This is a genomic window from Streptomyces sp. NPDC050806 (assembly GCF_055586425.1).
In genome coordinates this window covers 71,697-83,920 of the sequence record NZ_JBVJIF010000001.1, presented here as the reverse complement: position 1 = coordinate 83,920, position 12,224 = coordinate 71,697, and the positions used below count along the sequence as shown (strand labels likewise).

Genomic DNA, 12,224 nt, shown 5'->3' with positions numbered 1-12,224 from the left:
CCGTTCTCCCGGAAAACTGCCATGGATCAGCGCGGTGGCCACTCGTCGGTCGCGGTCAGCAGCCGTTCAGCGCAAACGGAGGACGGTGCGGAAACCGAAGTGCGCTGCCCGGCCGGCGAAACGCCGTCCGTTCCTCGTTACGACTACGAGAAATTCAGCCGGCTGGCCGGGCCGCTGACCGTGCCGGACACCGACGCCGGGCCCTACCGGGTGCAGTACCGCTCACTGTTGAGCAGCAGTTCGCACCGGCTGCTGACGGCCCTGCTGCTGGCGTGCGCGCCGCTGGCCTCGCTGGCGCTGCTCATCTGGCTGATGCAGCCGCAGCACTGGGTGCACCGGGAGTACGCGGCGGGCTGGGAGATCTTCGCCGACACCGTCATGCTCGTCTCCATCGGGCTGCTGGAGGCCTTCCGTGTCCTGAACGTCGTCTCCATCGCCCACGCCACGCTCGTCGCCCGGGACCCGGTACCGGTCAGGGCCGCGCCCGGTACCCGGGTGGCGTTCCTGACCACCTTCGTCCCCGGCAAGGAACCGCTGGAGATGGTCCGGGCGACGCTGACGGGGGCCGCCGCGCTGCGGCACGACGGGCCGCTGGACGTGTGGCTGCTGGACGAGGGAAATGTTCCCGCAGTGCGGGAGCTGTGCGAGGAGCTGGGCGTCCGGCACTTCTCCCGCAAAGGGGTGGAGAAATGGAACCAGCCGACGGGTCCGTTCCGCGCGAAAACCAAGCACGGCAATTACAATGCCTGGCTGGCAGCGCACGGCGACGGTTATGAATTCATGGCCGGGGTGGACACGGACCATGTGCCGTTGCCCGCTTACCTGGAACGCATGCTGGGCTTTTTCCGGGACCCGGACGTGGCGTTCGTCGTCGGCCCGCAGGTCTACGGGAACTACGACAGCACGGTCGCCAAGGCCTCCGAGAGCCAGCAGTTTCTCTTCCATGCGCTGATCCAGCGCGCCGGTAACGCGTACGGCTCACCGATGTTCGTCGGCACCAACAACTGCGTACGGATCAGCGCCCTGAAGCAGGCCGGTGGTTTCTACGACTCCATCACCGAGGACATGGCCACCGGGCTGGAGATCCACCGCCGGGAGAATCCCGCGACCGGCCGCCCCTGGCGCTCGGTCTACACCCCCGACGTGCTGGCGGTGGGCGAAGGCCCTGCCACCTGGACCGACTTCTTCAACCAGCAGCTGCGGTGGAGCCGCGGCACCTACGAGTCGATCATCCGGCAGTTCTGGCGGGCGGTCGTCCGCCTCTCCCCCGGCCAGGCGCTCAACTACGGGCTCATGGTCACCTACTACCCGATCGCCGGGATCAACTGGGTCATCGGGGGCCTGTCCTGCGCGCTGTTCCTCTGTCTGGGCGCCTCCGGCGTCCAGGTCGAGTCGCAGATGTGGATGATGCTGTACAGCGACGCCGCGGCCCTGCAGATCGGGCTGTACATGTGGAACCGGCGGCACAACGTCAGCCCGCACGAGCCGCAGGGGTCCTCGGGCGTCGCGGGGATGGCGATGTCCGCGATGTCCGCACCGCTGTACGCGCGTTCACTGACGGGGGCGGTGCTGCGGCGGAAGGCCGGCTTCGTCGTCACCTCGAAGGGTGACACCGCCAACCCGGACCGGCTGCGCACGTTCACCACCCACCTGGCGTGGGCCGGGCTGTTCTCCATGACGCTGATCGCCTCGGTCTTCCTCGGCCACACCCACGTGGCCATGCGGACCTGGGCCGCGATCGCGCTGGTGATCGCCGTCGCCCCGCTGGCGGTCTGGCGCCTGTCCCCGGTCCTCGAACGGCGCCGCGCCGAGCACGCCCCGGCACCCGCCCCGGCCCCGATCCCGGCCGCCGCCGGGGAGCTCACGCCCGGACCCGCCGAAGAGCCCCGTACGGACACCGCCGGGGAGCCGGGTACGGACACCGCCGGGGAGCCGGGTACGGACGCTGCCGCGGAACCCGGTACGCGCCTTCCCGGGGAACCCGCCACCGAAGCCGCCGAGGGGCCCGAGACCGGCACGCCCGGCGAGGCCGGCGAGGCCGCGGACGACGAAGCGGAGCGGTTCCGGGAGCTGGTGCGGCACGCCCTCGACTCGGAAGCGCCGTTCTCCTGGGTCACCGCCGACGTGGCGTACGGGCGGGACCGGCCGCTCCGCGACTGGCTGGAGGAGTCCCGCGTCCCGTACGTCCTGGCGCTCGGGGCCGACGACACGGTGCACACCGCGGACGGCGCCGACGCACGCGTGGACGCGCTGGTCACGACGCTCCCCGTGCAGGCGTGGAAGTACGTGCGGGGCCGGATCGACCCGCCGGAGGCACGCGAGTACGCCTGGGCGCGGGTCACGATCCGGCCGGCCCCGCAGGACGGGTTCGGGCGCTGGGTGCTGGCCCGGCGGACCGGCGGCGATCCGCAGGGGATCGCCTACTACGTCTGCTACGGGCCGTCGGCCGCGCGGCTGACGGACCTGGTGAAGGTCGCGTCGAGCCGGTGGGCGGTGGAGGAGTTCCTGCGCAGTCCGGACACCGGAGGCGGTCCGCCCGGCCTCGACGGGGCCGACGCGCCCGCGCCGTCCTGACACCCGGGCAGCTCCCGTCCCTTCGCTCTGGTCCTCCGGGACCGCCTCACCCTCAGGAGGCCCCCACGTGAGATTCAGGCCCAGCCCCCGCACCCGCAAGGTGGCGGTCGGCGCCGTCGCGCTGAGTGCGGTCGGCGCGATGAACGCGCCCGCGGTCATCGGCTTCGCCTCGCACAAGTACCACGACTACAAGATCAATCAGCCGTCCTACAAGGCACAGTACGGCCACTGGGACCTGGCGGACGTCCCGGAGCGTTTCCGGATCAACTCCATTCACGCCGCGCTGCTGCACACCGGCAAGGTGCTGATGATCGCCGGGTCCGGCAACGACGAGCAGAACTTCGACGCCGGCACGTTCCAGAGCGTCCTGTGGGACCCGGTGAAGAACACCTTCAAGGAGATCCACACACCGAAGGACATGTTCTGCGCCGGCCACGCCCAGCTGCCGGACGGCAAGTTGCTGGTCGCGGGCGGCACCCGCCGGTACGAGAAGCTCAAGGGCGATGTCACCCGGGCCGGCGGCCTGATGGTCGTCAAGAACGAGGACCCCGACAAGCCGCGCACCCTGCCCAAGGGCACCGTCTTCCGCAGCCCGAAGGGGATCGAGTACCGCTCGCAGTTCCCGGTGGTCGTGCCGCGCGCCAAGAAGACGCCCGCCCGCGACGGGAGCGGGAAGATGCGGGTGACCGCGCGCGAGGCACGCGTGTTCGTCGAGGCCGTGCGGCGCGGCAAGGCCGGGGTGACCAACACGGCGGCGCAGTACGACATCAAGGGCCTCAAGGGCGCGGACGCCCGCAACCACTACGGTCTGGCGACCAAGCTCGGCCTGGACAAGAAGGACTTCCAGGGGCTGAAGGACGCGTACGAGTTCGACCCGGTCGCCGAGCGGTACCTCCGTGTCGACCCGATGAGCGAGGCCCGCTGGTACCCGACGCTGGTGACCCTCAAGAGCGGCAAGGTCCTCGCGGTGTCCGGGCTGGACGACATGGGCGAGATCATCCCGGGCAAGAACGAGATCTACGACCCGAAGACCCGCAAGTGGTCCAAGGGGCCGAACCGCTATTTCCCGACCTATCCCGCGCTCTTCCTGACCGGCAACGGCAAGCTCTTCTACTCCGGTTCCAACGCCGGTTACGGCCCGGCCGAGAAGGGGCGCGTGGCCGGCATCTGGAACGTCGGGAAGAACACCTTCGAGCCCGTGCCCGGTCTGACGGAGGCCGACCGGACCGAGACCTCCGCGTCCGTGCTGCTGCCGCCCGCGCAGAAGCAGCAGGTGATGCTCTTCGGCGGGGGCGGCGTCGGCGAGTCCCCGCGGTCCACGGGGCGTACCGCACTGGTGGACCTGACCGAGAAGAACCCGCGGTACCACGCCGGGCCCGACCTGTCGGAGGGCACCCGCTACCTGAACGCGGTGCTCACCCCGGACGACAAGGTCTTCACCAGCGGCGGGTCCCGCGACTACCGCGGCAAGGGCGCCAGCGACAACCACAAGGCGCAGATCTTCGACCCGCGCACCCGGGCCTTCACCCGGGTCGCCGACCCGACCGTGGGGCGCAATTACCACTCCGAGGCGCTGCTGCTGCCGGACGGCCGGATCGCGGTCTTCGGGTCGGACCCGCTCTTCTCGGACCGGGCGGACAGCCGGGGCGGGGAGTTCGAGAAGCGCATCGAGGTGTACACGCCGCCGTACCTCTACGAGCGGACGCGCCCGGCGGCGGCGCACGGCCCGGTCGAGGTGGAGCGGGGCGGGACCACCCGCTTCACCGTCGCCGGCGCCGGGAAGGTGAGGACCGCCCGGCTGATGCGCCCGAGCGCCGTCACCCATGTCACCGATGTGGAGCAGCGGTCCGTCGCGCTGGACTTCACGCGCCGCGGCGGAACGCTGTCGGTGAAGGTGCCCGGCAGTCACTCACTGGTGCCCCGGGGCTGGTACATGCTCTTCCTCATGGACGCGCGGGGGACGCCGTCGCAGGCGAAGTGGGTTCACGTGAAGTGACCGGGGCCGCGGCCGGGGCCGGGGAGGGTGCGGCCCCGGCCTGCTGCTGTTCCGGCCGCTGCGGCGGCTCCGGGGAGGGCTGCTGAGGGGACGGCTGCTCAGGGGATTCCTGGACCGGCCGGCGCGGCGGCTCGGGGGCCTGCGGGCGTTCCAGCGAGCCCCGGACCAGCTGCAGCGCATAGTCGGTCCACCACTGGCCGGCCGGCGGTCCGCCGCGGCAGGTGCCGTCGGACTCGCCGGGCCGCTTGATCCACAGGTAGGCGTCCACGAGCGGGTGCCCGGTGCGGGTGGTGGGAGGTGTGCCGAGCGCGCGGTCGGGCGGGTTGCACCAGCTCTCCGCGCCGCTCGCCGGGTCCTGGTCGGCCGGGGGCGGGCCGTTGCCGTTGCGGCTGGTGTCGATCACGTAGTGCGCGCCGCCGAGCGCCCGGGAGAGCTTGTCTCCGTACTCCTCGCTGGCCTTGGTGGTCTGGAAGTTGGAGACGTTGAGCGCGAAGCCGTCGGCGTACTTGACGCCGGCGGACGACAGGAACCTGGCGAGCGCGTCGATGTCCTTGATCCAGGAGGCGTTGCCCGCGTCCACGTAGACCGAGGTGCCCGGGCGCGCCTTGAGGGTGCGGACCGCCTCGTTCAGCAGCCCCAGGCGGTCGGCGCGGGTGCGGTTGCGGCAGCCGGCGACGGTGTGCGGCACCGCGTCCGGCTCCAGCACGACGACCGCCTTGCGGCTGCCCAGTCCTTGGGCCAGCCGGGCGACGTACTGGCGGTACGCGTCGTCGCTGCCGGCGCCGCCGGCCGAGTAGTGGCCGCAGTCGCGCTGCGGGATGTTGTAGGCGACGAAGACCGGTACCTGGCTGTCGCCGGCCGCCTCCTTGGTGATGCGTGCGACGCGGGAGGCGGGGTCGTCCTCGGTCAGCCAGACGGCCACGGGCCGGTCGGCGATGCGGCGCAGCAGGCTCGCCTCCGTCTCCCGTCCCCGTTCGGCGAGCACCCGTGCCTTGCGGGCGCCCGCGGTGTCGGGGTCGACCCAGAAGCCGGTCTGCTTCCCCTCGGGTGCCGCGGCCCAGCACGCGGCGGTCAGCATGCCGAGCAGCGGCAGCACTCCGAGGGCCACGCCCGCCCGGTTATTTCGCCGGCTCATCAGCGGCCTGCCCAGTCATCGGCGTCCTCTCCTTCGCGGTGCGCTCCGTATGGCACCCGCACAACGAAACGGTCATTCCATGTCATACCCCTTCAGAGTGACACGGAATGACCGTCGTTCGTGTTATTTACTGCTCGGTCGTGCCGGACCGCGAGGGAGTGGCACCCCGTCAGGGCACCTCGGGCCGCGCGTACTCGGACATCGCGTCGACCAGCCAGCGCGCCAGGTGGTCGGCGAACGAGGAGCGCGGGAGCAGCCGGTAGGTGTCCTCGGCCGTCCGCCAGAGGAGGACGGGGACGGGTCCGAGCTGGGTGCTCACCGCCCGGCCCGGGGCGAAGACCCGCGGGTGGAGGTCGAGCGGACAGCCCTTGTCCAGCACGTCGCGGGCCGCCGGGCCGCGCAGTTCGAGGACGGTGCGGTTGCCGGAGACGTCGACGGCCGAGCCGGGCTCGCCCGCCAGCGCCTCCTGGAGTTCGGCGGTCAGCGGGTCCGCGCCGGGCGGCGCGACGACCAGCCACTCGTCGGGCCCGAGCCACAGCGTGGTGCGCGGCCCGGCCGGCGCCGTCTCCCCGCAGCGCGCGGGCAGCGCAGCGCCGAGGCACTTCTCCACCCGGGCGGCGGCGAACGAGTCGGGGTCGACGCGCAGGCTCACCATGACGGCGTACGGCCACTCGCTGACGGCGACTCCGCGCGGCCCACTGACGGTGGCGTCCCGGAGCAGGTCGGCGAGGTGGGCGAGCGGGCTGCGGCGCAGCTCCGCGGGCCCGGCGGCGGTGTCGGTGAGGGTCGGCTCAGCCATCGCGCTTGGTCCCTTCGGGGTCGTAGAGGACGGGTCCGGTCACCTCGACGGGTACGAGGTCGTCGCCGACGACGGCGAGCAGCGTCTCACCGATCCGGTCGCGGCCCGCCTTGACCAGCGCCAGGCCGAACGGGCGGCCGAGCGCGGGACTGTAGTAGGCGGAGGTGACGTGGCCGAGCATCGGGACCGGCCCGGCCTCCGGTGTCACCGGGACGCCCTGGTCGATGAGCTGGGTGCCTTCGGGGAGGCGGGTGGTGCGGTCGGTGGGCAGCAGGCCGATCAGGTGCTTGCGGTCGGCGCGCGCCGTGTCGGGCCGGGTGAAGGAGCGCTTGCCGACGAAGTCCTTCAGCTTGGAGACCACCCAGGACATCCCGGCGTCCTGCGGGGTGACCGTGCCGTCGGTGTCCTGGCCGACGATGATGAAGCCCTTCTCGGCCCGCAGCACGTGCATGGTCTCGGTGCCGTAGGGAGTGATGCCGTACGGGCGGCCCGCCTCGTGCACCTCGCCCCAGACCGCCCTGCCGTACCAGGACGAGACGTTGATCTCGAAGGCCAGCTCGCCGGAGAAGGAGATCCGGCAGACCCGCGCCGGAACCCCCGAGGCGAGGGTGGTCTCGCGGAAGGTCATGAAGGGGAAGGCGTCGTTGGACACGTCCAGGTCCGGCGCCACCCGGGCGATGACCTCACGGGACTTGGGCCCGACGACGGCGACGGTGGTCCACTGCTCGGTGACCGAGGTGCACTTCACGTCCAGCTCCGGCCACTCGGTCTGCAGCCACTCCTCCAGCCAGTCCAGGACGGTGGCGGCGTTGCCGGTGGTGGTGGTCATGAAGTAGCGGTCCTCGGCGATCCGCAGGGTCACGCCGTCGTCGAAGATCATGCCGTCCGGCTTGCACATCACGCCGTAGCGCGCGAAGCCGGTCTTCAGCTTCTTGAAGCCGTTGGTGTAGATGCGGTTGAGGAACTCGCCGGCGTCGGCGCCCCATATCTCGATCTTGCCGAGGGTGGAGGCGTCCATGAAGGCGATGCCCTCGCGGGCAGCGCGGCACTCCCGCTCCACCGCGGCGTCCATGTCCTCGCCGGGCCGCGGGTAGTACCACGGCCGCTTCCACTGCCCGACGTCCTCGAACTCCGCGCCCTGCTCGACGTGCCAGTCGTGGACCGGGGTCCGGCGCACCGGGTCGAAGAGTTCCCCGCGCTCGCGCCCGGCCAGGGCAGCGAACGCGACCGGCGTGTAGGGCGCGCGGTAGGTGGTGGTGCCGATGTCGCCCGGCGAGCACGCCGGGGAGCCGGCCTCCTTCAGCAGTTCGCCGATGACGCCGATGGCGTTGACGCCGGAGGTCTTGCCCTGGTCGTTGGCGGTGCCCAGCGAGGTGTACCGCTTGACGTGCTCGGCGCCACGCATCCCGGCACCGGTGGAGCGCCGCACGTCGGCGACGGTGACGTCCCGCTGGAGGTCGACGAAGTGGGTGTCCCAGGCGCCGGGGTCGTCGCCCTCGCCGGGGATCAGCCAGACCGGCCGTACGGGCGCGGGCGGTTCGGGCGCCGGCGCGTCGGGGACGACGGTCGCGAACCCCGCTTCGGCGGCGGCCAGCGCGCCGGCCCGGGCCCCGGCCGCGGCACAGTCCGCCGGGCCGTACGTGCCGCACACCGCGCCCGCGAGATGCTGCCCGGGCACCGCCGCCACGGGCACGAACCCGGCCACGTCCTCGTCCCAGCGCACCTTGCCCTGCCGCTGCGAGTGCAGGTGGACAACCGGCGTCCAGCCGCCGGAGACCGCGAGCAGGTCGCAGTCGAAGGACCGGGCCGGGCCGCTCACCCGCCCGTCCTCCTCCAGGGCGCGCACGGTGACGCCGGTCAGCCGCGGATCGCCCGCGGTGCCGGTGACCACGCTGCCGGTCAGCACCTCCACCCCGGTCTCCGTGGCGAACTCGCCCGCCCGGTCGGACAGTTCGGTACGGGTGTCGACGACGGCGGCGACCTCGACGCCGGACGCGCAGAGGTCGGCGGCCGTCTCGTACGCGCTGTCGTTGGTGGTGGTGACGACGACCCGGGTGCCGGGCGCCACGGCGTACCGGTTGAGGTACGTCCGGACGGCGGAGGCGAGCATGATGCCGGGGCGGTCGTTGTCGGCGAAGACCAGCGGCCTTTCGTGGGCCCCGGTGGCCAGCACGATCCGCGCCGCCCGGATGTGCCACAGCCGCTGCCGCGAGACGCCCTCGGGCGCCCCGGCACCGAGGTGGTCGGTGCGCCGCTGTACTGCGAGCACGTAGTTGTCGTCGTAGGAGCCGAAGGCGCTGGTGCGGGTGAGCACGGTCGTCTCGGGCGCGGCGTCCAGCGCGGCCCGGGTCTCGCGCACCCAGTCGCGCGCGTCCCGGCCGTCGACCCTCTCGTGGCGGCCGGAGAGCAGCGCCCCGCCCGGCTCGGGCTGTTCGTCGATGAGGAGGACCCTGGCGCCGGTGGCCGAGGCGGTGGCGGCGGCCGCGAGACCGGCCGGTCCGGCGCCGATGACCAGTACGTCGGTGTGGACGTACTTCTTGTCGTAGACGGCGGTGTCGGGCGTCGGGTCGAGCCGGCCCAGCCCGGAGAGCGTGGTGGCGGCAAGGCCGTCGTACAGCTCGACCGTGGTGGCCGGGAGCATGCCCTCGGAGCAGGGCCCGGCGAGCTGGAGGAGCGCGTTGGGCTCCTCGACACCGGCGGCGGTGATGCCCCGGGGCCGGCCGCGGTAGATCGAGGGCGCCGCCTCGACGGCGCCGGCCGCCAGCAGCGCGGAGGCGACGGTGTCGCCCGGGTGGCCGGTCAGTTCGCGTCCGTCGACGGTGAAGCGGAGCGTGGTGGCGCGGTCGACGCGGCCCCCGTGGGGAAGGCGGCAGTGCTGCTCGGTCATCGGTTCCCTCCCTCGGACAGGACGTCGGGGCGCGGCTCGTCGAGCCGGTAGGTGGCCAGTACCTGGTAACTGACGGTGTCGCGGACCGCGTTGAACCAGCGGCGGCAGCCGGTGGCGTGCGACCAGCGTTCGGCGAAGGGGCCCTTGGGGTTGTCGCGGTAGAAGACGTACTGGGCCCACTGCGGGTCGTCGAGGTCCGCCGGGGAATCGGGGTACGGGAGGTGGGCCTGGCCCCCGTAGTGGAATTCGGTCTCGTCGCGGGGCCCGCACCATGGGCAGTTCAGCAGGAGCACCGGGTGTGTCCTCTCAGTGGGCCACGGCGGCGGCGCCGTGTTCGTCGATCAGGGCGCCCGTGACGAAGCGGTCCAGGGCGAAGGGGGCGTTGAGGGGGTGCGGCGAGCCTGTCGCGATGGTGTGCGCGAAGGTCCAGCCCGCGGCCGGCGTGCCCTTGAAGCCGCCGGTGCCCCAGCCGCAGTTGACGTACATGTTCTCCACCGGCGTGGTGGAGATGATCGGCGAGGCGTCCGGGGTGACATCGACGATGCCGCCCCAGGTCCGCAGCACATGGGCGCGGGCGAAGATCGGGAAGAGCTCGACCGCCGCGGCCATCTGCTGCTCGATGACGTGGAAGGCGCCGCGCTGCCCGTATCCGTTGTAGGAGTCGACGCCCGCGCCCATCACCAGCTCGCCCTTGTGCGCCTGGGAGACGTAGACGTGCACGTGGTTGGACATCACGACGGTCGGGTGGACCGGTTCGTGCAGCTCGGAGACGAGGGCCTGGAGCGGGTGGGACTGCACGGGGAGGCGGAAGCCGGCCATCTCGGCCAGGACACTGCTGTGGCCCGCGGCCGCGAGCCCGACCCGGCCGGCGTTGATGCGGCCGCGGTTGGTCTCGACGCCGACGACCCGGTCGCCGTCCTTGACGAAGCCGGTGACCTCGCAGTGCTGGATGATGTCGACGCCGAGTTCGTCGGCGCGGCGGGCCAGCGCCCACGCCACGTGGTCGTGCTTGGCGATGCCGGCCCGCGGCTGGTAGGTGCCGCCGAGTACGGGGTACCGGGTGTCGCTGGAGACGTTGAGGATCGGGCAGACCTCGGCGACCTCGTCGGGGCCCAGCCACTCCGCGTCCACGCCGTTGAGCTTGTTGGCGCCGACCCGGCGGACGCCCTCGCGCACGTCCTGGAGGGTGTGCGCGAGGTTGAGGACGCCGCGCTGGCTGAAGAGGAAGTCGTAGTCCAGCTCGGCCGGCAGGCCCTCCCACAGCTTCAGCGCGTGCTCGTATATCGCCGCGCTCTCGTCCCAGAGGTAGTTGGAGCGGATGATGGTGGTGTTGCGGGCCATGTTGCCGCCCGCGAGCCAGCCCTTCTCCAGCACCGCGACGTTCGTGATGCCGTGGACGGTGGCGAGGTAGTAGGCCGTGGCGAGGCCGTGTCCGCCGCCACCGACGATCACCACGTCGTAGGAGGACCGGGGCTCGGGGTTGCGCCAGAGGTGATCGGGGTGCTCGGGCAACGGCTTCGTGCTCATGCGGTGGCTCCGTTCGGGCCCGGGTACAGGGGGAACTTGTCCGCGAGCGCCGCGACGCGGCCGCGCAGCGCGGCGGCGCGCGCCTCGTCGGGCTCGTCCATCAGCGTCTGCGCGATGATGTCGGCGACCTCGCGGAACTCCTCGGTGCCGAAGCCGCGGGTCGCCAGCGCCGGGGTGCCGATGCGCAGGCCGGAGGAGACCATCGGCGGGCGGGGGTCGAAGGGGACGGCGTTGCGGTTGACCGTGATGCCGATGCGGTGCAGCCGGTCCTCGCCCTGCTGCCCGTCGAGGGTGGAGTTGCGCAGGTCGACGAGGACGAGGTGGACCTCGGTGCCGCCGGTGAGGACGGAGATGCCGGTCTCGGCGACGTCGTCGGAGAGCAGCCGCCCGGCCAGGATGCGGGCGCCTTCCAGCGTGCGGCGCTGCCGCTCCTTGAACTCCTCGGAGGCGGCGACCTTGAACGCGACGGCCTTGGCGGCGATCACATGCTCCAGCGGGCCACCCTGCTGACCGGGGAAGACCGCCGAGTTGATCTTCTTGGCGAGCTCCGCCCTGGACAGGATCACACCGCCGCGCGGGCCGCCGAGCGTCTTGTGGGTGGTCGTGGTGACGACATCGGCGTACGGGACGGGGCTGGGGTGCAGCCCGGCGGCGACCAGCCCGGCGAAGTGCGCCATGTCGACCATGAGGTACGCGCCGACCTCGTCCGCGATCCGGCGGAAGGCGGCGAAGTCCAGCTGTCGCGGGTACGCGGACCAGCCCGCGACGATCAGCTTCGGCCGGTGCTCGCGGGCGAGCCGCGCGACCTCGTCCATGTCGATGCGCAGGTCGTCCTTGCTGACGTGGTACGGGACGACGTTGTAGAGCTTGCCGGAGAAATTGATGCGCATGCCGTGGGTGAGGTGGCCACCGTGCGCGAGGTCCAGCCCGAGAATGGTGTCGCCCGGCTTGAGCAGGGCGAACATCGCCGCGGCGTTGGCCTGCGCGCCGGAGTGCGGCTGCACGTTGGCGGCCTCGGCGCCGAACAGCTCCTTGACCCGGTCGACGGCCAGTTGCTCGACGACGTCGACGTGCTCGCAGCCGCCGTAGTAGCGGCGGCCGGGATAGCCCTCGGCGTACTTGTTGGTGAGGACCGAGCCCTGGGCCTCCATGACGGCGGCGGGCGCGAAGTTCTCCGACGCGATCATTTCGAGGGTGGACTGCTGGCGGTGGAGTTCGGCATCGACAGCGGCCGCGACCTCGGGGTCGAGCGCGCCGAGCGGGGAGTTGAGGGCGTTCGAAGATTTCGCTGCCATCTGCGGCGCTC

7 protein-coding genes and 1 pseudogene are annotated in these 12,224 nt (G+C 72.0%); 2 read left to right on the top strand and 6 right to left on the bottom strand.

The window, feature by feature from the left end:
• Positions 1 to 21 precede the first annotated feature (21 nt).
• Both ACZ6WH_RS00365 and glxA read left to right on the top strand, forming a co-directional pair.
• Positions 22 to 1,809: pseudogene (locus ACZ6WH_RS00365) on the top strand (glycosyltransferase family 2 protein); the annotation flags it as partial.
• Between the two features lie 832 nt (positions 1,810 to 2,641).
• Complete coding sequence (glxA, locus tag ACZ6WH_RS00360) at positions 2,642 to 4,570, top strand: radical copper oxidase GlxA (RefSeq protein ID WP_469724856.1); 1,929 nt, start codon at positions 2,642 to 2,644, stop codon at positions 4,568 to 4,570.
• Here glxA and ACZ6WH_RS00355 read toward each other — a convergent pair.
• The 6 genes from ACZ6WH_RS00355 to glyA all read right to left on the bottom strand — a co-directional run bounded on the left by ACZ6WH_RS00355 (position 4,518) and on the right by glyA (position 12,213).
• Positions 4,518 to 5,678: a glycoside hydrolase family 6 protein gene (locus tag ACZ6WH_RS00355; RefSeq protein ID WP_469724854.1), complete on the bottom strand. Its 1,161-nt coding sequence runs from the start codon at positions 5,676 to 5,678 to the stop codon at positions 4,518 to 4,520. The two genes, glxA and ACZ6WH_RS00355, sit on opposite strands and share 53 nt — an antisense overlap.
• Before the next feature lie 196 nt (positions 5,679 to 5,874).
• Positions 5,875 to 6,504: a sarcosine oxidase subunit gamma gene (locus tag ACZ6WH_RS00350; RefSeq protein ID WP_432850859.1), complete on the bottom strand. Its 630-nt coding sequence runs from the start codon at positions 6,502 to 6,504 to the stop codon at positions 5,875 to 5,877.
• A complete protein-coding gene (locus ACZ6WH_RS00345; RefSeq protein ID WP_469724853.1) occupies positions 6,497 to 9,391 on the bottom strand; it encodes a sarcosine oxidase subunit alpha family protein in 2,895 nt (964 codons plus the stop codon). The genes ACZ6WH_RS00350 and ACZ6WH_RS00345 overlap by 8 nt, the downstream gene beginning before the upstream one ends.
• The gene (locus ACZ6WH_RS00340; protein ID WP_469724851.1) at positions 9,388 to 9,684 is read right to left on the bottom strand and encodes a sarcosine oxidase subunit delta; all 297 of its coding nucleotides are present in this window, start codon (positions 9,682 to 9,684) and stop codon (positions 9,388 to 9,390) included. Before ACZ6WH_RS00340 ends, ACZ6WH_RS00345 begins: the two co-directional genes overlap by 4 nt.
• A 13-nt stretch (positions 9,685 to 9,697) precedes the next feature.
• On the bottom strand, positions 9,698 to 10,918 hold the full coding sequence (locus tag ACZ6WH_RS00335) for a sarcosine oxidase subunit beta family protein (RefSeq protein ID WP_469724850.1): 1,221 nt from the start codon (positions 10,916 to 10,918) through the stop codon (positions 9,698 to 9,700).
• Positions 10,915 to 12,213 carry a serine hydroxymethyltransferase gene (gene glyA, locus ACZ6WH_RS00330; RefSeq protein ID WP_469724849.1) on the bottom strand — a complete coding sequence of 433 codons (1,299 nt, stop codon included), beginning with the start codon at positions 12,211 to 12,213 and terminating at the stop codon, positions 10,915 to 10,917. Before glyA ends, ACZ6WH_RS00335 begins: the two co-directional genes overlap by 4 nt.
• Positions 12,214 to 12,224 lie beyond the last annotated feature (11 nt).